Raw genomic sequence first — 22608 nt, 5'->3', positions numbered from 1 at the left:
CCTGCAAGGGCGTAGGTCAGTGGTGCGGATGCATGCACTGGCCGTGATCAGCAAGCACCTCGATGACGCGGCATTGGTCGACGCGGCCGTGGCCGCAGCCTTCCACCATGATTTCCAGCTCGGCTTTCAGTGCCATCAGGCTGCGGATGCGCTGTTCGACCTCGACGAGACGCGCCTTGGCGATGGCATCGGCCGAAGCGCAGGATTGGTGCGGATCGTCCTGCAGGGTGAGCAACGTGCGGATCGCGTCGATCTCGAAACCGAGTTCGCGGGCGTGGCGGATGAAGGCGAGGCGGCTGATATCGGCGGGTTCGAAGGAGCGCTGGTTGCCCTCGCTGCGGCTCGGGGCCGCGAGCAGGCCGATGCTTTCATAGTAACGCACCGTCGGCACCTTGACACCGCTCTGACGCGCAGCTTCGCCGATCGTGATTTTTTTCATAATTTTCCTCTTGCACCTCTAGTCGCTAGAGGATGTAGGAGAGATGCTTCTGTTTGACAAGGAAGCGGATCATGGCTGAGACGAGCGAGACACGATACCGGATTGGCGGCATGGATTGCGCCGCCTGCGCGACCAAGATCGATACGGCGGTCAGACGCGTGACGGGTGTCGCCGATGTTTCCGTCTCGGTGATGGCGGGCACGATGACCGTCCGGCATGACGGCAGCAGCGACCTAAAGGCGATCGAGAAGAGGGTGACAGGGCTCGGCTATTCCGTCGCGCTATTTGCTGGAAGCGCGGCGCCTGCGGGAGAGCACGGCTCACACGATCGTCACGACCACGATCATGCCGGCCGTGATCACGAACACGAAGGCCACGATCATGCAGGCCATAGCCACGATCACGATCATGCGCGCCATGACCATGATCACGGCGAGAAGAAAATCGAGGACCTGCATGGGCACGACCATGCGCCGATGGCTGGTCCCTGGTGGCAGAGCCGGAAGGGCCGGCTGACCATCCTTTCGGGTGCTGCACTCGTTGCCGCCTATGCCGTCGGCCATCTGGTGCCTGCGATCGCGTCCTACGCTTTCATCGTCGCCATGCTGATTGGGCTGGTGCCGATCGCGCGGCGCGCCGTCATGGCAGCTCTCTCAGGTACGCCTTTCTCGATCGAGATGCTGATGACGATTGCCGCCGTCGGCGCCGTCATCATCAATGCCGGTGAGGAAGCCGCGACCGTGGTGTTCCTGTTCCTGGTCGGCGAACTGCTGGAAGGGGTGGCTGCGGGCAAGGCGCGCGAAAGCATCCAGTCGCTGACGGCGCTGGTGCCGAAGAGTGCGCTGCTTGAAGATAATGGGCAGACACGGGAGGTGCCGGCCGAAAGCCTTGCTGTCGGCGCAATCATCATGGTTCGTCCAGGAGACCGGATCTCGGCGGACGGCGTCATCATCTCAGGCGAAAGCGGCATCGACGAGGCGCCGGTGACAGGCGAGAGTACGCCAGTGCGCAAGGGTGTCGATGCCGTCGTTTTCGCCGGCACGGTCAATGGCGATGCGGTGCTCAGGGTTCGCGTCACGGCGGCCGCGGCCGACAATACCATCGCCCGCGTCGTCAAACTGGTGGAGGAAGCGCAGGAATCGAAGGCGCCGACGGAACGCTTCATCGATCGGTTTTCGCGCTATTACACGCCCGGCGTGGTCGTCGTCGCAGCACTGGTCGCGGTCGTTCCGCCGCTGCTCTTTGCCGGGTCTTGGGGAGAATGGGTTTACAAGGGTCTCGCCATCCTGCTGATCGGCTGCCCCTGCGCGCTGGTCATCTCGACGCCGGCGGCCATCGCCGCTTCGCTTTCATCAGGTGCGCGGCGCGGGCTGCTGATGAAGGGCGGCGCGGTGCTGGAAACGCTCGGCAAGGTGACGATGGTCGCCTTCGATAAAACCGGTACGCTGACGGAAGGCAGGCCTCAGGTAACCGACATCATTTCCTTCGGATTGGGCGAGGCGCAACTCTTGTCGCGAGCGGCGGTGCTGGAACAGGGCTCCAGCCATCCGCTGGCCCTGGCGATCCTCAACCGCGCCAAGGCGGACGGCGTTCCCGTGCCGCCGGCCTTCAAGCTGGAAGCGCTGCCGGGCAAGGGTGTCAGTGGCAAGGTCGGTGGCGAGACAGTGGATCTTTTGTCGCCGCCCGCTGCCCGCGAGCGTGGCGCGCTCGCTGCGAAACAGGATGTACTCATCACGGCACTGAACGACGAGGGCAAGAGCGTGTCAGTGCTGCTCATCAATGGCGTTGCCGCCGGCCTGATCGCCATGCGCGACGAGCCGCGCGCGGATGCGCAGGCTGGGCTTGCCATGCTGAAATCGGCCGGCGTCAAGGCAATGATGCTGACGGGTGACAACAAGCGGACGGCGGCAGCCGTTGCTGGTGTGCTCGGTATCGACTGGCGCGGGGAGATGATGCCGGAGGACAAGCAGCGGGTCGTCGGCGAATTGAAGCGCGAGGGCTTCATCGTCGCCAAAGTCGGCGACGGCATCAACGATGCTCCGGCGCTGGCCGCCGCCGATATCGGCATCGCCATGGGCGGCGGCACCGATGTGGCGCTGGAGACAGCGGACGCTGCCGTGCTGCACGGACGCGTCGGCGATGTGGCTCGGATGATCGAGCTTTCCAAACGCACGATGCGCAACATCCTGCAGAATATCACCATCGCGCTCGGGCTGAAGGCGGTGTTTCTGGTGACGACGATCGCCGGCATCACCGGGCTCTGGCCGGCGATCCTTGCCGATACCGGCGCCACCGTACTGGTGACGATCAACGCGCTGAGGTTGCTTCGAATAAAAATATGAATGTCGTTTCGGGGAGCCGGCTTCTGCCGGCTCTTTTCTGACGGGTTCTCCACAGCGCCTTTTCGTTAAGGCTTCATTATCCAGATCATACACAGGCGCGGCAATTCGTTTCCGCTATTGCTGCGACGCCACAACAACTTGTTGACGTCATCAGCGATTCGAGTACCATATCTAGTGTTCGAGGTTCCGTCGATTCGTGAGGATCGGCGGCTAAGACGGAAATTCGGTGCGCGTCGCCATCATGGCGCGGCAATGCCGGAGCTGCCCCCGCAACTGTGAGCGGCGAGCAACTGTCCGATTTCAGGTCACTGGAGCATGATGCTCCGGGAAGGCTGGGGCAAAGTGCTTTGACCCGTGAGCCAGGAGACCTGCCTCGAATGAAACGTCCACGGGCGGGGTGTCCGGAAGGTCGCGTTGCATGACTGCGGGTAATATCCGCATCGCGTTTCGCTGGCCCGAACCTCCGCCCCCGAAACCTTCGCATTGAGCCACTTCGGGGTGAAGTCATGTCAGTATCTCAGTTCAGGCCGCCACCCGCTAGAGGTAGAGGGCGGATCGCGCCCAGCGGCTGAACGAGCCGTATCGCTGCAAATACTGGGTGTTTTCGACGGATATCGACAGATATCCGATCAATGTCCTGCGTCTCAATCGCGTCGTCACGAGGAATATCATGACCATTACCGTCTACAGCAAGCCTGCCTGCGTCCAGTGCACCGCCACCTACCGTGCCCTCGACCGCCTGGCTGTCGATTATGACATCGTCGATATCTCGCAGGATGCCGAAGCGCTCGATCGCGTCCGCAGCCTCGGCTACATGCAGGCGCCTGTCGTCATCGCCGGCGAGCAGCATTGGGCGGGCTTCCGTCCCGACATGATCAGCGCGCTCTCCTGACCTGAGGAAAAGCGATGGGTTTGATCGTCTATTATTCCAGCCGGTCCGAGAACACCCATCGGTTCGTCGCCAAGCTCGGACTGCGCGCGGCGCGCATTCCGCCAAGTGGCGCAGCAGGCGCGTTCCATATCCGCGAACCCTTCGTGCTGATCGTGCCGACCTATAGTGGCGACGGCGGCAAGGGTGCCGTTCCCAAGCAGGTGATCCGTTTCCTCAACGATGCGGAAAACCGAGGACACATCCGCGGCGTGATTGCCGCGGGCAACAGCAATTTTGGCGAGACATACGGGCTCGCCGGCGATGTGGTCTCGCAGAAATGCCAGGTGCCTTACCTTTACAGGTTCGAGCTGCTGGGCACGGAAGCGGATGTCGCCAACGTCAAACACGGGATGGAACGGTTTTGGACACGGGAACACCTCTGACGCGGGATTCGGGCGCAAAACCGCATAACACTCTTGCTCATCCCGCTGGCGAACGCCCTTTGAAAGCGGCGGAAACGCTCGACTATCACGCGCTGAATGCGATGCTGAACCTCTATGATGATCAAGGGCGGATCCAGCTCGACAAGGATCGAATGGCGGCCAAGCAATATTTCCTGCAGCATGTGAACCAGAACACGGTGTTCTTTCACAATCTCCGGGAAAAGCTCGATTACCTCGTGACCGAGGGCTATTGCGAGCAGGAGGTTCTCGACCAGTACTCCTTCAATTTCGTGCGGGATCTGTTCGACCAGGCCTATGCCAAGAAATTCCGTTTCCCGACCTTTCTCGGCGCCTTCAAATACTACACCAGCTATACGCTGAAGACCTTCGACGGAAAGCGCTATCTCGAGCGCTATGAGGACCGCATCTGCATGGTGGCGCTGGCCTTGGCGCGCGGCGACGAGGCCCTTGCCCGCGACATGGTCGAAGAGATCATTTCCGGCCGCTTCCAGCCGGCGACGCCGACCTTCCTCAATGCCGGCAAGAAGCAGCGCGGCGAACTGGTTTCCTGCTTCCTGCTGCGTGTCGAGGACAATATGGAATCGATCGGCCGGTCGATCAATTCCGCGCTGCAACTGTCAAAGCGCGGCGGCGGCGTGGCGCTGTCGCTGACGAATATCCGCGAGGCGGGCGCGCCGATCAAGCATATCGAGAACCAGTCCTCGGGCATCATCCCTGTCATGAAGCTGCTCGAAGACAGTTTCTCCTATGCCAACCAGCTCGGCGCGCGGCAGGGGGCGGGTGCCGTCTATCTCAACGCCCACCACCCCGACATCATGCGCTTCCTCGACACCAAGCGCGAAAATGCCGACGAGAAGATCCGCATCAAGACGCTGTCGCTCGGCGTCGTCGTGCCCGATATCACCTTCGAACTCGCCAAGAACAACGAGGATATGTACCTGTTCTCGCCCTATGACGTGGAGCGCGTCTATGGCGTACCCTTCACCGAGATTTCGGTGACGGAAAAGTACCGCGAGATGGCTGATGATGCCCGCATCTCCAAGAAGAAGATCAAGGCGCGCGAATTCTTCCAGGTGCTTGCCGAAATCCAGTTCGAGAGCGGTTACCCCTACATCATGTTCGAGGACACGGTGAACCGGGCGAACCCGATCGCCGGGCGCATTTCGATGAGCAATCTATGCTCGGAAATCCTGCAGGTGAGCGAGGCCAGCGAATATCATGACGACCTCTCCTACAAACATCTGGGCAAGGACATTTCCTGCAATCTCGGCTCGCTGAATATCGCCGCGGCAATGGATTCGGCCGATTTCGGCAAGACGATCGAGACCTCGATCCGGGCGTTGACGGCCGTATCCGACATGAGCCACATCTCCTCGGTTCCTTCGATCGAGAAGGGCAATGACGAGAGCCATGCGATCGGTCTCGGCCAGATGAACCTGCACGGTTACCTCGCCCGCGAACGCATCTTCTACGGCTCCGAGGAAGGTGTCGATTTCACCAATATCTATTTCTATACGGTGACCTATCACGCGATCCGCGCCTCGAACCTGCTGGCGGTCGAACGGGGCACAAGCTTCAAGGGCTTCGAGAACTCGAAATATGCCTCCGGCGAATATTTCGACAAATATACCGACCGGCTCTGGGAGCCGGCGACGGAGAAGGTGAAGGCGCTGTTCGAGACCGCGGACATCCACATTCCGACGCAGGAAGACTGGGCGGCGCTGAAGAAACTGGTGATGGCCTCCGGCCTCTATAACCAGAACCTGCAGGCAGTGCCGCCGACAGGCTCGATCTCCTATATCAACCACTCGACCTCCTCGATCCATCCGATCGTCTCGAAGATCGAGATCCGCAAGGAAGGCAAGATCGGCCGCGTCTATTATCCGGCGCCGTTCATGACCAACGATAATCTCGATTACTATCAGGATGCCTACGAGATCGGGCCGGAGAAGATCATCGACACCTATGCGGCGGCGACCCAGCATGTCGACCAAGGCCTGTCGCTGACCTTGTTCTTCCGCGACACGGCGACGACGCGCGACATCAACAAGGCGCAGATCCATGCCTGGAAGAAGGGCATCAAGACGATCTACTACATCCGCCTTCGCCAGATGGCGCTGTCCGGCACCGAGGTGCAGGGCTGCGTGTCTTGTACGCTGTGATTTGATATTTCGCTCCGGAGCATCTGCCCCTCACCCTAACCCTCTCCCCGTTTTGACGGGGAGAGGGGACTTGCCACACGAACCGGCAATAAAGACGGAAAAGGGTGCGGCATATCCCCTTCGCCCCGCTGGCGGGGGTCCGAAGGACGGGTCGAGACCAGTGGCTCGACCCAGGCAACGGTGCCGGCAGGCGGATGAGGGGCAAATCCCGACACATTTCTCAAGAGGGAACACAATGAACATGCAATTGAAGCCGGTCAGCCGCGTGCGCGCCATCAACTGGAACCGCATCGAGGACGACAAGGATCTCGAAGTCTGGAACCGGCTCACCGGCAATTTCTGGCTGCCGGAAAAGGTGCCGCTTTCCAACGACATTCCCTCCTGGGCAACGCTGACGGCGGCCGAACAGCAGCTGACCATCCGTGTCTTCACCGGATTGACGCTGCTCGACACGATCCAGAACGGCGTCGGTTCCATCCGGCTGATGGAGGACGCGGCGACGCCGCATGAGGAGGCGGTGCTTTCCAACGTCTCCTTCATGGAAGCGGTGCATGCGCGCTCCTATTCGTCGATCTTCTCGACGCTGTGCTCGACGCCCGATGTCGATGATGCCTATCGCTGGTCGGAGGAGAACGAGTTCTTGCAGCGGAAATCGGCGCTGATCATGGAGCAGTATCGCTCCGGCGATCCGTTGAAGAAGAAGGTTGCGAGTGTTTTTCTCGAAAGCTTCCTGTTCTATTCCGGCTTCTACCTGCCGATGTACTGGTCGAGCCGGGCCAAGCTGACCAACACGGCCGACATGGTCCGGCTGATCATCCGCGACGAGGCGGTGCACGGCTATTATATCGGCTACAAGTTCCAGCGCGGGCTGGAACGCCTCGGCGACGAGCGGAAGCAGGAGATCAAGGATTTCGCCTTCGAACTGCTGCTCGAGCTCTATGACAACGAGGCGAAATATACCGAAGCGCTCTATGACGGCGTCGGGCTGACCGAGGATGTCAAGAAATTCCTGCATTACAATGCCAACAAGGCGCTGATGAACCTTGGCTACGAGGCGCTGTTCCCGGCTGAAGCCTGCAAGGTCAATCCGGCGATCCTGTCGGCGCTTTCGCCGAATGCCGACGAGAACCACGACTTCTTCTCCGGCTCCGGTTCCTCCTATGTGATCGGCAAGGCGGTGGCGACCGAAGACGAGGATTGGGATTTCTGAGGCTTGATCGCCGTCTGCCTCTTATCATTTGCTCTCCCATCGCCCACATTCAGCGGAAACTAAATTTGGTACTCGCCGATCATGTGGCGTAGCGGGAGTTTTTGATGCAATCCTTTTCGAACAAGGCCGATATTGCGGAAGAAGGCGTCTGGCCGATCCGCAGAAGACGGATTCTCGACTGGCTGGTGAATGATACGCGCGGCGAGCGGTTCATCGACAATATCCTGGTGGAAATGTGCGAGAAGCTGCTGGCGGCAGGCGTGCCGGTGGCGCGGGTGACATTGCATTTCAGGACGAACCATCCGCAATGGATCGGCGCCCGCATCCTCTGGAAGGAAGGCCTGGCAGAGGCGAAGATCAACACTTTCGCCTATGGTGTCGAAAATACGCCGGAGTTCCTGAAGAGCCCCGTCAACGCGATCCATCAGGGTTCGGAGGAGGTGCGTAGACAGCTGGAAGGCACAGCCGACGGCGACGAGGATTCATTCTATCAGGAACTGCGCGATGACGGCCTCACAGAGTATATCGCCTGGCCGCTCGAGCATACTTTCGGCAAACGGCATGTCGTGACATTTTCGACCAGCCGGCCGGGCGGTTTTACGAGCGAGCATGTCGATTTCCTGCGCGACCTGCTGCCGGCATTGACCCTCGTCAGCGAAATCCGGCTGAAGAACATCATGGCGCGTACGCTGCTGCAGACTTATGTGGGACCGCATGCGAGCGAACAGATCCTGTCGGGCGTCACGACGCGCGGCAGCGGCGCGACTGTCGGGGCGGCAATCATGATCTGCGACCTGCGCGACTTTACGGCGATCTCCGATCTCTGGCCGCGCGACGATGTCATCCATCTGCTCAACGATTATTTCGACGCCATGTCAGATCCGATCGAGCGGCATGGCGGAGAGATCCTGAAGTTCATGGGTGACGGATTGCTGGCGATCTTCCCGTTAGCCAAGGAAACGGCTTGCCTCGATCTGCTGCAGGCGATCCGCGAAGGGCAGGCGTTGATGGCGCAATTGAACCAGCAATATGCGGGCAACGGACGCGAACCGCTGCGCTACGGCGTCGGGGTGCATGTCGGCGACGTCATGTACGGCAATATCGGCTCGCGCCGGCGGCTGGATTTCACCGTCATTGGCCCGGCGGTCAATGTCGCCTCGCGACTGGAAACCCTGACCAAGGAGGTCAAGCGTCCGGTGCTCTTGTCGCGGGCCTTTGTCGAAATGGCGGGCTGCGCGAAGGACATGGATAGTCTCGGCACCTTCCCGCTGCGCGGGCTTGGAGAGCCCGTCGATGTTTTCGCCTTTCCGGAGCGCGTCGCTGCATGATTTTCAACGCAGGCAGGCTCATACGCCTCGCTTGTTTCCCCAGAGCAGCACGTGCAATTGCGGCAGTACGCGGACTTCAAACCATTGGTCGGCCGTCACCCTTTCGACAAGCCAGTGCATCCGATCCATCACGCCGTCGATATCAATGCGTGCGTTATCGTCATCATCATCGGGGTCATCGGGCGGTGGCGGCGTATGGTTGCCGGGCTGAAGGAACAAGGGAATTTGGGGATAGCGCTGACCCGCGCGCTGGGCGAATTCGTAGTCGGCATCGTCGAAGACAACAATCTTCAATGCGACCTCCGGTCCGCCGGCGGCCAGTTGAAGGCAGTTGTCCACCTGATCCCAATCCGTCAGCATTCCGCTTGATGGCGGTTTGGGGCTGATAACCAGGGTGTCGAGATCGCGAAACCAGGCCTGGGCCACGCTTCCCTGTGTTTCCAGGGCAAAGCGATATCCTTGCGAATGGCCAAGCTCGATAAGCGGCCTTAGGGGCTGTATCGCCGGATTGCCTCCGGAAAGGGAAACCGTCAGTGGCTTTCCCCCTGAGAGTTCCGTGACCTTATGCCAGACCGCCTCAGTGGACATGGGAATCCATTGATCCCGGAACGCGCTTTCGACCGCGTGAAGGCTGTCGCACCAGGAACACCGATAGTCACAGCCGCCTGTCCTCACGAACACCGTCGGCAGCCCGATCAAGGCGCCTTCACCCTGTATGGTCGGGCCAAAGATCTCGCTGACGCGAATGGTTCCGACGCTCACGGCCTGTACTCCGCCCAGGTTTTCGGCGTCTCGCTGACGCGAACGGACGATGTCTCCGGAAAGCGCTGCTTGCACCAGTCGTAAAAGTGCCTTGCCAGGAACTCCGACGTGACTTTCGAATGGCCGAAGACGTCGTTCAGGTGACGATGATCGAAAGTCTCGTCGATATAGCGCTTGAGCGGCGAGAGGTCGTGATAGTCACGGACGAAGCCATCATCATTCAGGTTTTCCGCAGCCAGTTCGACGATGACGACGTAGTTGTGGCCGTGAAGCCGAGCGCATTGATGGTCGGCAGGCAGGTGATCCAGTTGATGGGAGGCGGAGAGATGAAACTCCTTGGTGATGCGGTACATCAACGCACCTCCGTGGCCGAGTACCGCGAGATCGCCGCTTTCCAGAAATCCTGGTCTTCGTACGCCGTGGGATCGGGGACGCCGGCAAGATGGAAAGCTTCACGGCGTTCCACGCAGGTTCCGCAGCGCCCACAGTGAGGCTCGCCGCCTTTGTAGCAGGACCAGGTCTCCGAAAACGGCGTGCCGTGTTTTTCGCCGTCAACCACGATCGCCGCTTTGGAAACATCGACATAGGGTGCAAGCAGTTTCACGCTGGCATAACCTTCCAGCGCTTCGTTCTGCATGCGCTGGAAGGCCTCGATGAAGCCCGGCCGGCAGTCCGGATAAATGAAGTGGTCGCCGCCATGCACCGCGACGGCAACGGCATCTGCTTTTTGCGCGGCCGCCAAACCGAACGCGATTGCCAGCATGATCGCATTGCGGTTGGGCACGACGGTGGCTTTCATTGTCTCCTCGGCGTAGTGGCCGTCCGGAACCTCGACATTGTCGGTCAGGGCCGATCCGCTGAGATGGCCGCCGATGCCGGCGATGTCGATGATATGATGGGGAACGGAGAGGCGTGAGGCACATCTGGCGGCGAAGTCGAGTTCCTTGCGATGCCGTTGGCCATAGTCGAAGGAGACGAGACCGATAAGCTGTTGTTCCGCTGCTACCTTGTGGGCAAGCGTAACGGAGTCCAGTCCGCCGGAGCAGACGACGATGGTTTTCATATGTCGGATCCCTTGTTTTGACCGGGTGGGCTGCGACCGGATTGCGCGGTGCTTCTAGGACAAATCACGCGTCATGGAAACAGTTTTGAAGCGTGAGCGTCATTAAGGGATGAGATGACGTTGATTTCACGGCGGTTTTCATGGCTTCGGGGTGCTAACGCCTCCCATAGCCGAGTGGCCTAACCGACCGGAAAGTTGATCTGCGGCGGCAGCAGAAGCTGCAGCTCCTCGGCATCCGGATTGTTGATACGCTGCAACAGCATGCGTCCCAGATCCTCTCCGGCCGCCGTCAGGTCCTCGTGGATCGTGTCGACCTTCGGCTGCAGCTGGGTGAGAAGGTGGGACGTCTCCTTGGCGACGATATCGTAATCGACCGCCAGTATGCGGCCGGCATCGCTCATGCCGCTGATGACGGCGAGCGCCGAAACTTCGCCGGAGCAGATAAAGCCATCAGGAGCATCCGGGGCATCAGCGCGGCTGCGGATGAAGTCGCGCAGCACGTCTGCCGGTGTATCGAGATCGACTGCCTCGGGGATTTCATAGGCGATGCCGGCCTCCCGCACCGCCGTCATGAAGCCGTGCAGGATATGCTGGCAGAAGGTCAGCCGTTTTGGCGGCAGGATCACCATTACCTTTTTGCGGCCCTTGGCGATCAGCCGGCGCGTCGCCTCATAGGCAAAGGTGAAATTGTCGTAGTCGACATAGGGGTGCGGCGTCGAAAATTCGGTGCGGCCATGACAGATGAAGGGAAAGCCGGTTTCGAGCAGCAGGCGGACGCGGGCATCGAGCGGTTCGGTGCGCGTGAAGATCAGCCCGTCGGCGAGGTGGTTGCGGATGATGTATTCGGCTGCCTCGATATCGGTCGTCGACAGGAAATTCGGGGCGACGACAAGATGGTAGGAGGTCTCTTTCAGCGCCTTGGCGATGCCGTACATGATCGAGGTGCTGAAACCGACCACTTCCTCGTGCGAATCGAGCAGGATGGCGATGACGTTGGTGCGGCCGGTCTTCAGGCGCTGCGCGGCCCGGTCAGGGAGATAGCCGAGTTCGCGGGCGATGCGATGCACCCGTTGGCGGGTCTCGAGCGAAATCTGCGGCGCATCGGAAAGCGCCCGTGACACCGTCGTCACCGCAAGGCCGGCGATCGTGGCGATCGTTCGCAAGGTCGGCTTGCCGCGCTTATGCGTGATATCGAGATTTTCGCCGCGTTGCGGCCGGGACGGTTCGGTCACCCTTGGCTTTCCATACTGGAATTGCCGATACCATAACACGATGAATCGGGCGCGCAATCGACGAATGGAAACGTTTTAAATTTTAGCGTTTTGTTAGCCATGGATTAAATATGAATTATATTCAGCAGCTTAGCGAAATAACCATATTTTTCTCGGGAGTCGAGAAAGAGCTTGACGACCAAAGATTTATAACGTTTTAAATTAGCAACCGCGCGGAGGAGCGCGGCCGTATGCTGACCGCTGCAATGGCGGGAAGCATCGGGCGGCAGGGAGGTCCCGCCGCCGATTTACAAACGGGAGGAAATTCATGAACAAGTTTTTGAGCTCGGCAGCTGTTGCTGTCGTGATGATGGCTGGCCTCAGTGCTGCCCACGCTGCTGACGTCAAGGAAGTGCAGATGCTGCACTGGTGGACGTCTGGTGGCGAGGCGGCTGCGCTGAACGTCTTGAAGCAGGATCTTTCGAAGGAAGGTTTTGCTTGGAAGGACGTTCCGGTTGCCGGCGGTGGCGGCGATGCGGCGATGACGGCGCTGAAGGCGATGGTTGCGGCCGGCACCTATCCGACAGCCTCGCAGATGCTGGGCTATACCGTACTCGATTATGCCCAGGCCGGCGTCATGGGCGATCTGACGGAGACGGCGAAGAAGGAAGGCTGGGACAAGTCGGTTCCGGCAGCCCTGCAGAAGTTCTCGGTCTATGACGGCAAATGGGTCGCAGCTCCCGTCAACGTCCACTCGGTCAACTGGCTGTGGATCAACAAGGCTGTGATGGACAAGATCGGCGGCACTCAGCCGAAGACCTTCGACGAGCTGATCGCCCTGCTCGACAAGGCGAAGGCCGCAGGCGTCATCCCGCTGGCGCTTGGTGGCCAGAACTGGCAGGAGGCAACGATGTTCGATTCCATCGTGCTGTCGACCGGCGGTCCGGAGTTCTACAAGAAGGCCTTCAACGACCTCGACGAGGAATCGCTGAAGTCCGACACGATGAAGAAGTCGTTCGATAACCTCGCCACGATCATCAAATATGTCGACCCGAACTTCTCGGGCCGCGACTGGAATCTGGCGACCGCCATGGTCATCAAGGGTGATGCGCTGGTGCAGGTGATGGGCGACTGGGCCAAGGGCGAATTCGTCGCCGCCAAGAAGACGCCTGATACCGACTTCCTGTGCTACCGTTTCCCCGGCACCGACGGCAGCGTGGTCTACAACTCCGACATGTTCGGCATGTTCAACGTTCCCGACGACCGCAAGGCCGCTCAGGTGGCGCTGGCAACGGCAACGCTGTCGAAGAGCTTCCAGTCGGCCTTCAACGTCGTCAAGGGTTCGGTGCCGGCTCGCACCGACGTTCCCGACACCGACTTCGACGCCTGCGGCAAGAAGGGCATCGCCGACCTGAAGGCAGCCAATGAGGGCGGCACGCTGTTCGGCTCGCTGGCGCAAGGGTACGGTGCGCCTCCGGCCATCGCCAATGCCTATAAGGATGTCGTCTCGAAGTTCGTCCACGGCCAGATCAAGACCTCCGACGAAGCCGTCAAGCAGCTCGTCCAGGCGATCGACGACGCCCGCTGAGACCACGTGTGATGACAAATGCTTCCCCGCGTGCTCCGCGGGGAAGCTTCAGGCTTCGCGCCGATCATGCGCGGACAATCATGCCCGATGCAGAGCCGATCATGCAGGGCCGATTGCGGGAAGGAGATGACATTCCATGAGCACTGTTGCGACCACCGATCCGGTTCTGACGCCGCGGCAATCGACGGGGATCTCGTTGAGGGGCCGGCTGCAGGATGCGCTGCCGAAGATCGTGCTGGCGCCGAGCTTCGTCATCACTATCATCTTCGTCTACGGCTTCATCGTCTGGACGGCCTATCTGTCGTTCACCAATTCCAAGACATTCCCCTCCTATGCGCTGACGGGGCCACGCGCTTATCAGCGGCTGTGGCGCTGGACCTTCGAGAGCGATCCGCCGTCTTCCTGGTACACCTCGATCACCAACATGGCGATCTTCGGCTTTCTCTATGTCGGCATCTGCCTGGCACTTGGCCTGTTCCTCGCCATCCTGCTCGACCAGAAGATCCGCGGCGAGAGCGTGTTGCGGCCGATCTTCCTCTATCCGATGGCGCTCTCCTTCATTGTGACAGGCGTTGCCTGGAAATGGTTCCTCGATCCCGGCCTCGGGCTGGAACAGACGCTGCACCACTTCGGCTGGACGAGCTTCCACTTCGACTGGATCAAGAACAAGGACTTCGTCATCTACACCGTCGTCATCGCCGGCGTCTGGCAGGCGTCGGGCTTCGTCATGGCGATGTTCCTGGCGGGACTGCGCGGCATCGACGGCGAGATCATGAAGGCAGCGCAGATCGACGGCGCCTCGCCATTCCAGCTCTATCGGCGCATCGTCATTCCGCTGCTGCGGCCGATCTTTCTGTCGGCCTTCATCGTGCTCGCCCATATGGCGATCAAGTCCTACGATCTGGTGGTGGCGCTGACCTCGGGCGGCCCCGGCGGCTCGGCCTGGCTGCCGTCCAACTTCATGTATGAATACACCTTCAAGCGCAACGAGATGGCCGTCGGCTCGGCCAGCGCCATCATCATGCTGATGACGATCTCGGCGATCATCGTTCCCTATCTCTATTCCGAACTGAAGGAGAAGGCGCGATGAGCAGCGTGACCTCTCCGATAGCAATCTCGCAGAACAGCACCAACACCCGCTGGATCGGCCGCACCGTCATCTACGGCCTGCTGCTGATCTTCGCCGTCCTCTATCTGATGCCGCTCTTCGTCATGCTGACGACCTCGTTCAAGACCATGGACGAGATCCAGAACGGCAACATGCTGGCGCTGCCGCAATCGCCGACCTTCGATCCCTGGATCAAGGCCTGGGGCGAGACCTGCGTCGGGCTGACCTGCGCCGGCATCAAGGGCTACTTCTGGAACTCGATCAAGATGGTCGTTCCGGCCGTCGCGATCTCCACCATCATGGGGGCGCTGAACGGTTATGTGCTGACCAAATGGCGCTTTCCCGGCCACACACTGGTGTTCGGGCTGATGCTGTTTGCCTGCTTCATCCCGTTCCAGTCGGTGCTGTTGCCGATGGCAACGATCCTCGGCTCGCTCGGCCGCTTCGGGATGACGCTGCAGAATGCCACGGGGTGGAACTTCGGCTTCGGCAATCCGACGATCAATCTGGTCTTCGTCCATGTCGTCTATGGCCTGGGCTTCACGACACTGTTCTTCCGCAATTTCTACGAGGCCTTTCCGACCGAACTGGTCAGGGCCGCCCAGGTCGATGGCGCCAGCTTCTTCCAGATCTTCCGGCGCATCATGCTGCCGAACTCGCTGCCGATCATCGTCGTCACGGTGATCTACCAGTTCACCAATATCTGGAACGACTTCCTGTTTGCCTCGGCTTACGCCGGCACCGGTGACACCATGCCGATGACGGTGGCGCTGAACAATGTCGTCAACACCTCGACGGGCGTCGTCGAATACAATGTCAACATGGCGGCTGCGATGATCGCAGCCGTGCCGACGCTCATCGTCTATATCCTCGCCGGCCGCTACTTCGTGCGCGGTCTGATGGCGGGCGCTGTCAAAGGGTAATCCATGGCCTTCCTCGAAATCTCCGGTCTCAAAAAGCGCTTCGGCGCCGTCGACATTCTCAAGGGGATCGACCTCGAACTCGAAAAGGGCGGCTTTCTCGTGCTGGTCGGCCCGTCCGGCTGCGGCAAGTCCACGCTGCTCAACACCATTGCCGGGCTGGAGACGATCACCTCAGGCGATATCAAGATCGACGGACGCGACATCAGCGGCCTGCATCCCTCCAAGCGCGACATCGCCATGGTGTTCCAGTCCTATGCGCTCTATCCGAACATGACGGTGGCGGGCAACATCGCCTTCGGCATGGAGATCCGCGGCGTTCCGAAGGAGGAGCGTGCCAGGGCGATCGCCCAAGTCTCCGACATGCTGCAGATCGGCCATCTGCTCGACCGCAAGCCGAGCCAGCTCTCCGGCGGCCAGCGCCAGCGTGTCGCCATGGGGAGGGCGCTGGTGCGCAATCCGCAGGTCTTCCTGTTCGACGAGCCGCTCTCCAATCTTGACGCCAAGCTGCGGGTCGACATGCGCACCGAGATCAAGCGGCTGCATCAGCGCATGGGCACCACCTTCGTCTATGTCACCCATGACCAGATCGAGGCGATGACGCTGGCGACCAAGATCGCCGTGCTGAAGGACGGCGTGCTGCAGCAGTTCGGCACGCCGGCCGAGATCTATAACAGCCCTTCCAACATCTTCGTCGCCGACTTCATGGGATCGCCGGCGATGAACCTGCTCAACGCCACCGTCGAAAACGGCGCCGGCGGGCTGGAAGTCTCGCTGGAGCGGCCGAATGCCGCCCCGCTCCGACTGCCAGTCATATCAGGCAATGACGGCCTGACCGCCTATACCGGCAAACAGGTGATCTTCGGCATCCGCCCGGAGGCGCTGACCGATCCCGATGGCGCCGACCGCAAGGCGCGCTCGCTGACCGAGGGCGATTGTCTGATCGAGGTGGTCGAACCGGCCGGCTCCGACACCTTCGCCGTCACCAAGCTCGGCGGCAAATCCGTCGTCGCCCGCCTTCGTGCCGATACCGGCATCGCTCCAGGACAAAACACCCGCCTCGCATTCAACCTCGACAAGGCCGTGTTCTTCGATCCCAATAGCCAGGCCCGGATCGCTTGACGACCGTCAGGCAGCCGTCACGCCGAGCGTCACCGGCGCGAAACGCGTGGAAATCGCTTCGACGGTGATCTCGCCGGTGAACCCGGTCGCCTCCAGCCAGAAACCGGCGGTGCCGCCCTGCAGTGGCACATTGGTCGGGCCGACGATCCTTGCCGGGCCGTGAACCTTCAGCGAAATGCTGTCGTTCATGAAAGGCAGGCGCTGGCCGCGCTGGTCGAGGGCGCGGATGATGACGCGTGTGCTGTCGCGTTCGCGGGCCCTCAGCGTCGAGCTGTCGGCAACCACTTCCAGCGTCGTCGGCAGCGGATCGGCCGCCAGCGTCAGGCTGGCCACCGGCTCGCCGCCGATATAACCGGTGAAGGTGCCGTCGATCCATTCGAGACCCCAGGTGCCGAGCTCATCGGCGGTGAAGTGCCGATGGTCGAGCACGACGGGCGGGTGCGGCAGATGCGGGTAGTTCTCGCGATCCGGACCGATGCGCTTGCTGAGCGCGCCATATTGCAGCTCCACCTCGTCGCAGTTGGTCAGGATGATCAGCGGCAGCACGCCGCCGATATTGCGTTCGCCGCGCGCCCAGAAGGTCACCGGCTTCATGACGATCTCCTCGGAAGGGTCGCACTGGCTGATATAGGCATAGGCCGCGAATTTCGGCTCGCGGAACATGTCCATCACGCCGTGATAGCAGATGCGGTCGCCGGAGCCGAAATCCTTGTGGGTGTTGTAATCGAACATGCACCAGCCGATGGCACCGGAGATATCAGGATCGCCATAGGCGGCATTCAGCACTTCCAGGTGCCGGCGCACATGCTCGGCCTGCCGCTGCTCCTGGTCATAGATCTTCGTCGGGTGCATGTGGCCGTTGAACTCGGTGATGAGGTACGGCACCTTGTGCGATAGTCCGGTATTTTCCTGCTGGGCGCGCAGCGCGGTGCGCGGGCGGTTGGCGCCCGGCAGTTCCTCGTTGCCGAGGATGAAGTCGTTCATCGTGTAGACGTCTTCGAGCAGCTCGCTCTCGGTGAGATAACGCACGCCGCCGGTCTGGCGGGTGCTGTCGAGTTCGCGGGCGAGCCGGTTGGTCTCGGCGTAGAAATCGTGATCATCCTGCGATTCGTTGATGCGCACGCCCCAGATGATGATCGAGGGGTGGTTCCAGTCGCGCTCGATCATGCGGCGGACGTTCTTGATCGATTCCTGCTGCCAGTCGGCATCGCCGATATGCTGCCAGCCGGGGATCTCCTCGAAAACGAGCAGGCCGATAGCGTCGCATCGATCGAGGAACCATTTCGACTGCGGATAATGCGAAGTGCGGACGATATTGCACTTCAGCACCGTCTTCATGATGTCGGCGTCACGCTCCTGGGCAGAGCGGCCGGCGGCATAACCGACATAGGGGAAGGCCTGGTGACGGTTGAGGCCGCGCAGCTTCAGCGGCTTGCCGTTGAGGAGGAAACCTTCCGGCGTGAATTCGGCGGTGCGGAAGCCGAACCGGGTGGAAATACGGTCGGAGCCGTGTTCGGTCCTGAGCTCGACGGTGACGTCATAGAGCTTGGGATCGGTGATGTCCCAGAGGGCGATGCCGGTGAGGCCGCCAAAGGAGAGCGTGGTGCGGCTGCCGATCGTTTCGGTCGCGGCAGTGGCGACCACCGTGCCGTCGGCCTGTTTCAGCGTGGCGGTGACGGTCGCCGAGAAGCTGCGGCCCTCGGGGTTGGCGATGTCGACGCGTATGGTCGCCGATTTCTCCGGGCGAAGAACGTCAGTGGTTTCGATCTTGAGATTGCGGATCGAGACCGGGTCGGTGACCTTCAGCCAGACATCGCGGTAGATGCCGGCATAGGTCAGATAATCGATGCGGCCGCCGAAAGGCGGAATGTCGGGGTTCTCGCTGCCGTCGATCTTGACGGTGACGAGGTTCTCGCCCTTGACGAGCTTGCCGGTAAGGCGGGCCTCGAAGGGGGTGTAGCCGTCCTTATGGGCAATGATTTCTTCGCCGTTCAGATAGACGACGCTGTCGGCCATGGCGGCGTCGAAGACGAGCGAGACCTCGCGGCCCTCGAATTCCGGCAGCCAGCGCAGCACCTTCTGATAGGTAAAGGCGCGCTGATAGCTGGTCTCGTCGAAGTAGCTGAAGGGCAGTTCGACGGCGGTATGCGGCAGGCTGACCGATTTGGCAGTATCGAAAGTTTCGAGCAAACGCTGGCCGAAGCCCTCGTGGAAACTCCAGCCTTCATTGAAGGAAACGACGGAACGCATTTCAGGCTCTCCAGATTACGGCATCAGGGACATTGCGGCGCCTCTCGGCGCGTGAAAGTCTGGTCATCGGTATTCCTCCTCGATGCAATGGATGAGCGAGCCGCTAAAGCACGTCACAGCGAACTTGAATCATGCGACGGCTTTAGCTTTTTTCATGCATGTCGTCATCCCGGAACCGCTGTACACTTCCAGGCGACATGCATCAGGCGGTTGAGCCCCAGCGGGCGGTGCAGGTGAGCGTGATGCTGTGCGGGCCTTCGACCTCGGCGTCATGGCGTTCGATCAGTTCGACGACGGCATCGATGAAGGCGACGTGGTCGAGGCTCAGCGTGGTGAGGTCGTTGCAATCCCAGGCGGCCATGGCAATGCCGTCCTGGCCGACGATGGCGATATCATCAGGCGTGTTCTTGCCGAGCACCCGCCGGGCCGCATCGCGCGCACCGATCGCCATGACGTCGTTGCCGCAGATGATGGCGTCGACCTTGTCACGGTGCAGCAGGAGCACGGCTTCCTTGAAGCCGGAATCATAGGAGTAGTCACCGAAGGCCTGGGCCTCGAAGGCAAGGCCGCGCTTGGCCAGCGCATCGGCGAACCATTTGCGCCGGAGCTTGTCGATCCAGCTTGAATTGGTGCCGGAGAGGTAGGCGAAACGCTTTTTGCCGTCGCGGACGATCTTGTCGATGATCTCGTCGGCGGCCTCAGCGCCGTCGATGCGGATGCTGGAGACGCTTTCGTTTTCGAGCGGCTCGAAGGAGACGATGATCGGCTTCGTCGTGTGGAAAATATCGACGGCATCCTGCATCGACACCATGTCGGAGAAGACGACGACGTGATCGACCTGATAGGTGGAGGCAAGGCGCATCAGTTGCAGCCGGTCGGAATGATCGGCGCAGCAGAGGATGATCGGCAGCAATTGTCTGGCCTGCAGGCGGTGGACGAGAAGCTGTTGCTCCTCAGCCTCGCAAGGGTTGCCGATCGCATTGACGACGAGGGCGACGAGCCGCGAGCGCTGGTTGTTCAGCGAGCGGGCGATCGCGTTCGGCTGGTAGCCATGTTCACGGGCGACGGCGAGGATGCGGTCGCGCGTGGCGCTGCCGATGCGCGAATCCGGCGAGAAGGCGCGGGAAATGGTGGCGGAGGAGACGCCGGCGAGTTTCGCCAGTTCCTTCGAGGTGATCCGCCGTCTATTCATTCCGCTCATCTTCAGCGCCTATTGGGCGACGATCCTGACGGAAGCGCCGTCGGCCGCTGCCGATTCCTTGATTGCATCCCATAGCCTAGCGAATCTGAGGCCCATTTCAACGGAGCCGGAGTTTTCCATCTTTCCCTCGCGAATGGCGAGGAAATTCTTCATCGGGTTGCCGAGAATCTCGGCTTCCTCGCGCGGCTCGGCGGTCCGCCCGATCCTGATCTCGCGCCAGCCGCCCCAGGCGTCGATGCGCACGATCGCCTTCGAATAGAAGAAGGTGATATAGGAAGCGCAGCCCGGAGGGCCTTCGCCGGCGGCCGTCAATGTCGCCAGCGCGCCGTTCTTCAGCCGGGCGGAGACGGCGGTGGCGATATCGACCTGTCTGCCGTGATTGTTCATATAGGCCGACACGCTGTCGAAATCGGAATTGGCGAGCAGGCAGACGGTGTTCATCATATGGGCGCCGGTGTCGAACATGAAGCCGCCGCCGGAGATGTCAGGCTGCTGCTTCCAATGGCCGTCGTAGTTGGACGACCAGCTTTCCCAGATCATGCCCGATATGGCGATCAGCTCGCCGAATTCGCCGGCGAGAGCCCGCCGGCGCGTGTCGAATACCAGCGGCGACAGGCCGCCCTGGAAGGCGGTGACGATGGTGACGCCGCTCTTTTTCTGTGCGGCGATCAGCCTCTCGGCTTCAGCGACCGTCGTCACCATCGGCTTTTCCAGGAAGAGATCGAGGCCAGCCTCGGCGACGGCAGTTGCCTGCTCGGCATGGAAGGCATGCGGGGTTGAGACGTAGACGATGTCGAGTTCGCCCCGGCATTCGGCAAGCATCTGACGATAGTCCTCGAAGCTCTTTGGTTCTGGTGCGCCGGCGGCGAGGCAGACGTCGATCAGGCGCTGGCGCGACGCCGCCGTGGTGTCGGCGAGTGCCGCGAATTCGATCTCCGGCATCTTGACCCAGCTCTCGGCATATTCCGCCGCCTTCAAGCCAGCGCCGATGACGCCGAGGCGCAATTTCTCAGACATGAAATTCCTCCCTGAATACATTGTGCACACGATTACACAAACAGTATGGCAATGGCAATATCTAAATAAGCAAGTAATATCAGTATATTGAAGCTCACCATCGAGTCTTTTCAGAAACCGTCTTGTCAGAATTCGGAATGCGTGTACATTTTCACGACCGGTGCTGGAGGGCGCCGTGTCTCTACAAAAGGGAGGACTTCCGTTGAAGAAAATGGTTCTTGGCGGCCTATGCGCCATTCTGCTGAGCGCGGTTTCGACGTTGGCACAGGCAGAAACAATCCGAATTGCAAATCATGGTCAGGCCGGCATCGACGCGATGAAGTCGACGGTCGAGCGGATCGAAAAGAAATATGGCGTCACCGTCGAGGTCATCGAATATCCGGCACCCGACAAGGATTATCTGACCAAGCTCCTGACCGAGCTCGGCGCCGGCAACGCGCCCGACCTGTTCTCCATCCCGACGACGGCTGCCGTCGCCGACATGGTGGAAGCCGGTTACCTCGCGCCTGTTACCAAGGAGTTCAAGGCCTGGGACGGCTACGCCAACCTCTATGACGTCGCCAAGGAGCTTGCCGTCAGCCCGGATGGTGAAACCTATGTGATGCCGTTCATGCTCGGCATTCAGGAAATCTATTACCGCAAGGACGTTCTCGAAAAAGCCGGCATCTCCACCGAACAGCCGAAGACCTGGCAGGAACTTCTCGACCGCGCGGCCGAGATCAAGCAGAAGACCGGCGCCTACGGCCTACTCTTTCCGGCCGGCGTTTCCTGGGGAAGCGGCGCCTTCGACGAAGGCTTCCAGCACCTGCTCGTCGGTTCCAAGACGCCGCAGCTGGTCGATGCCGACGGCAAGCTCGATCTGAATGGCGAAGGCATCAAGGATGTCTTCAACGTCTACAAGGAACTGATCGACAAGGATCTGATGCCGACGCAGCCGTTGCTCGGACCAGAGCCCTGGGTCGTGCCGAAGTACCAGATGTTCCCGGAAGGCAAGCTCGCCGCCACCACCTGCGGCTCCTGGTGCTATATTTTCGATTGGGGTCGCGAAAGCAAGAACCCGATCCCTGACGTGACGAAGGTGGTCGGCACCTGGACGGTTCCCGGCCAGAGCAGCGGCCAATACGTACTTGCCAATCTCGCTGCGCCGTGGGCCGTCAATTCCAAGTCGGCCAATACGGAACTGGCGATCAAGGCGCTGATGGAGATCGGCTCGATCGAGACGCAGGTTTCCTACGCCGCCCGTATCGGCAATATCCCGGCCAGCAAGGGTGCGGCTGACAATGCCGAGTTCCAGAAGCTGACGGAACTGGTTCCGATCCATGCCGCGGCCGGGAATGGCGTGTTCCTGAAGCAGGCCTCCGGTTACGGTACGGTCTCGGAAGGTGTCGCGCGCGCCACCGAAGCGCTGCTGCGCAAGGAAACCGATGCCGCCGGCGCCCAGAAGATCCTTGTCGACTACGTCAAGGAAACGCTCGGCGACGACATGGTCAAGTAAGCTCCACCCTCTCTTCCGCCACGACGGGGACGCGGCGCCAACGCCCGCGTCTTCC

Annotated in this window: 19 protein-coding genes and 1 riboswitch; of the genes, 11 read left to right on the top strand and 8 right to left on the bottom strand. The window is 60.8% G+C overall.

Annotation, left to right across the window (positions count from 1 at the left end; genetic code table 11):
* Positions 1-16: 16 nt before the first annotated feature.
* Positions 17-439: a MerR family transcriptional regulator gene (locus RL_RS21970; RefSeq protein WP_011653658.1), complete on the bottom strand. Its 423-nt coding sequence runs from the start codon at positions 437-439 to the stop codon at positions 17-19.
* Positions 440-510: 71 nt separating this feature from the next.
* Between RL_RS21970 and RL_RS21965 the strand changes: the two genes are divergently transcribed.
* The 6 genes from RL_RS21965 to RL_RS21940 all read left to right on the top strand — a co-directional run bounded on the left by RL_RS21965 (position 511) and on the right by RL_RS21940 (position 8816).
* On the top strand, positions 511-2781 hold the full coding sequence (locus tag RL_RS21965) for a heavy metal translocating P-type ATPase (RefSeq protein WP_011653657.1): 2271 nt from the start codon (positions 511-513) through the stop codon (positions 2779-2781).
* A gap of 164 nt (positions 2782-2945) precedes the next feature.
* Positions 2946-3172: riboswitch (cobalamin riboswitch) on the top strand.
* Positions 3173-3451: 279 nt separating this feature from the next.
* On the top strand, positions 3452-3673 hold the full coding sequence (nrdH, locus tag RL_RS21960; protein ID WP_011653656.1) for a glutaredoxin-like protein NrdH: 222 nt from the start codon (positions 3452-3454) through the stop codon (positions 3671-3673).
* 14 nt (positions 3674-3687) lie between these two features.
* On the top strand, positions 3688-4095 hold the full coding sequence (gene nrdI, locus RL_RS21955; protein ID WP_011653655.1) for a class Ib ribonucleoside-diphosphate reductase assembly flavoprotein NrdI: 408 nt from the start codon (positions 3688-3690) through the stop codon (positions 4093-4095).
* Positions 4074-6278, top strand: a complete 2205-nt coding sequence (gene nrdE, locus RL_RS21950) for a class 1b ribonucleoside-diphosphate reductase subunit alpha (RefSeq protein WP_028744155.1) — start codon at positions 4074-4076, stop codon at positions 6276-6278. Before nrdI ends, nrdE begins: the two co-directional genes overlap by 22 nt.
* Before the next feature lie 235 nt (positions 6279-6513).
* Positions 6514-7488 (top strand): class 1b ribonucleoside-diphosphate reductase subunit beta, encoded by a 975-nt coding sequence (nrdF, locus tag RL_RS21945; RefSeq protein ID WP_011653653.1) that lies wholly within the window; start codon positions 6514-6516, stop codon positions 7486-7488.
* Between the two features lie 104 nt (positions 7489-7592).
* Positions 7593-8816, top strand: a complete 1224-nt coding sequence (locus RL_RS21940) for an adenylate/guanylate cyclase domain-containing protein (RefSeq protein ID WP_028744157.1) — start codon at positions 7593-7595, stop codon at positions 8814-8816.
* A gap of 18 nt (positions 8817-8834) precedes the next feature.
* Here RL_RS21940 and queE read toward each other — a convergent pair whose 3' ends face one another.
* The 4 genes from queE to RL_RS21920 form a co-directional block, all read right to left on the bottom strand.
* On the bottom strand, positions 8835-9578 hold the full coding sequence (gene queE / locus RL_RS21935) for a 7-carboxy-7-deazaguanine synthase QueE (RefSeq protein WP_011653651.1): 744 nt from the start codon (positions 9576-9578) through the stop codon (positions 8835-8837).
* The gene (gene queD, locus RL_RS21930) at positions 9575-9931 is read right to left on the bottom strand and encodes a 6-carboxytetrahydropterin synthase QueD (protein WP_026238688.1); all 357 of its coding nucleotides are present in this window, start codon (positions 9929-9931) and stop codon (positions 9575-9577) included. The genes queE and queD overlap by 4 nt, the downstream gene beginning before the upstream one ends.
* On the bottom strand, positions 9931-10641 hold the full coding sequence (gene queC, locus RL_RS21925; protein ID WP_011653649.1) for a 7-cyano-7-deazaguanine synthase QueC: 711 nt from the start codon (positions 10639-10641) through the stop codon (positions 9931-9933). Before queC ends, queD begins: the two co-directional genes overlap by 1 nt.
* Positions 10642-10820: 179 nt before the next feature.
* Positions 10821-11873, bottom strand: a complete 1053-nt coding sequence (locus tag RL_RS21920; RefSeq protein ID WP_011653648.1) for a substrate-binding domain-containing protein — start codon at positions 11871-11873, stop codon at positions 10821-10823.
* A gap of 307 nt (positions 11874-12180) precedes the next feature.
* On the opposite strand from RL_RS21920, the gene RL_RS21915 reads away from it, so the two are divergent.
* The 4 genes from RL_RS21915 (at position 12181) to RL_RS21900 (ending at position 16590) form a co-directional block, all read left to right on the top strand.
* Positions 12181-13440, top strand: coding sequence for an ABC transporter substrate-binding protein (locus RL_RS21915; RefSeq protein ID WP_011653647.1), 1260 nt, complete (start codon positions 12181-12183; stop codon positions 13438-13440).
* A 136-nt stretch (positions 13441-13576) separates the two neighbouring features.
* Positions 13577-14530, top strand: coding sequence for a carbohydrate ABC transporter permease (locus tag RL_RS21910; RefSeq protein WP_011651449.1), 954 nt, complete (start codon positions 13577-13579; stop codon positions 14528-14530).
* Positions 14527-15471 (top strand): carbohydrate ABC transporter permease, encoded by a 945-nt coding sequence (locus tag RL_RS21905; RefSeq protein WP_011653646.1) that lies wholly within the window; start codon positions 14527-14529, stop codon positions 15469-15471. Before RL_RS21910 ends, RL_RS21905 begins: the two co-directional genes overlap by 4 nt.
* 3 nt (positions 15472-15474) lie before the next feature.
* The gene (locus RL_RS21900) at positions 15475-16590 is read left to right on the top strand and encodes an ABC transporter ATP-binding protein (protein ID WP_011653645.1); all 1116 of its coding nucleotides are present in this window, start codon (positions 15475-15477) and stop codon (positions 16588-16590) included.
* 6 nt (positions 16591-16596) lie between these two features.
* On the opposite strand, the gene RL_RS21895 is transcribed toward RL_RS21900, so the two are convergent.
* From RL_RS21895 to RL_RS21885, 3 genes are all read right to left on the bottom strand, one after another.
* Positions 16597-18840 carry a glycoside hydrolase family 2 protein gene (locus RL_RS21895; RefSeq protein ID WP_011653644.1) on the bottom strand — a complete coding sequence of 748 codons (2244 nt, stop codon included), beginning with the start codon at positions 18838-18840 and terminating at the stop codon, positions 16597-16599.
* A gap of 202 nt (positions 18841-19042) precedes the next feature.
* Positions 19043-20041, bottom strand: coding sequence for a LacI family DNA-binding transcriptional regulator (locus tag RL_RS21890; protein ID WP_011653643.1), 999 nt, complete (start codon positions 20039-20041; stop codon positions 19043-19045).
* A 9-nt stretch (positions 20042-20050) separates the two neighbouring features.
* Positions 20051-21058 carry a Gfo/Idh/MocA family protein gene (locus RL_RS21885; RefSeq protein WP_041936479.1) on the bottom strand — a complete coding sequence of 336 codons (1008 nt, stop codon included), beginning with the start codon at positions 21056-21058 and terminating at the stop codon, positions 20051-20053.
* Positions 21059-21260: 202 nt separating this feature from the next.
* Between RL_RS21885 and RL_RS21880 the strand changes: the two genes are divergently transcribed.
* Positions 21261-22553: an ABC transporter substrate-binding protein gene (locus tag RL_RS21880; RefSeq protein WP_011653641.1), complete on the top strand. Its 1293-nt coding sequence runs from the start codon at positions 21261-21263 to the stop codon at positions 22551-22553.
* The last annotated feature ends 55 nt before the right edge of the window (positions 22554-22608 follow it).

Origin of the sequence: Rhizobium johnstonii 3841 (genome assembly GCF_000009265.1) — a bacterium.
In the GTDB taxonomy this organism is placed as follows: Bacteria; Pseudomonadota; Alphaproteobacteria; order Rhizobiales; family Rhizobiaceae; genus Rhizobium; species Rhizobium acaciae.
The sequence above is the reverse complement of the archived record's forward strand: the minus strand, read 5'-3'. Positions and strand labels throughout refer to the sequence as shown.

Bases quoted from the DNA above. Each gene is read 5' to 3' on its own strand.
- nrdF (WP_011653653.1), top strand. From the start codon at position 6,514: ATGAACATGCAATTGAAGCCGGTCAGCCGCGTGCGCGCCATCAACTGG.
- RL_RS21965 (WP_011653657.1), top strand. From the start codon at position 511: ATGGCTGAGACGAGCGAGACACGATACCGGATTGGCGGCATGGATTGC.
- RL_RS21910 (WP_011651449.1), top strand. From the start codon at position 13,577: ATGAGCACTGTTGCGACCACCGATCCGGTTCTGACGCCGCGGCAATCG.
- RL_RS21940 (WP_028744157.1), top strand. From the start codon at position 7,593: ATGCAATCCTTTTCGAACAAGGCCGATATTGCGGAAGAAGGCGTCTGG.
- RL_RS21895 (WP_011653644.1), bottom strand. From the start codon at position 18,840: ATGCGTTCCGTCGTTTCCTTCAATGAAGGCTGGAGTTTCCACGAGGGC.
- RL_RS21900 (WP_011653645.1), top strand. From the start codon at position 15,475: ATGGCCTTCCTCGAAATCTCCGGTCTCAAAAAGCGCTTCGGCGCCGTC.
- nrdI (WP_011653655.1), top strand. From the start codon at position 3,688: ATGGGTTTGATCGTCTATTATTCCAGCCGGTCCGAGAACACCCATCGG.
- nrdH (WP_011653656.1), top strand. From the start codon at position 3,452: ATGACCATTACCGTCTACAGCAAGCCTGCCTGCGTCCAGTGCACCGCC.
- RL_RS21970 (WP_011653658.1), bottom strand. From the start codon at position 439: ATGAAAAAAATCACGATCGGCGAAGCTGCGCGTCAGAGCGGTGTCAAG.
- RL_RS21915 (WP_011653647.1), top strand. From the start codon at position 12,181: ATGAACAAGTTTTTGAGCTCGGCAGCTGTTGCTGTCGTGATGATGGCT.
- RL_RS21905 (WP_011653646.1), top strand. From the start codon at position 14,527: ATGAGCAGCGTGACCTCTCCGATAGCAATCTCGCAGAACAGCACCAAC.
- RL_RS21890 (WP_011653643.1), bottom strand. From the start codon at position 20,041: ATGAGCGGAATGAATAGACGGCGGATCACCTCGAAGGAACTGGCGAAA.
- queC (WP_011653649.1), bottom strand. From the start codon at position 10,641: ATGAAAACCATCGTCGTCTGCTCCGGCGGACTGGACTCCGTTACGCTT.
- RL_RS21885 (WP_041936479.1), bottom strand. From the start codon at position 21,058: ATGTCTGAGAAATTGCGCCTCGGCGTCATCGGCGCTGGCTTGAAGGCG.
- queD (WP_026238688.1), bottom strand. From the start codon at position 9,931: ATGTACCGCATCACCAAGGAGTTTCATCTCTCCGCCTCCCATCAACTG.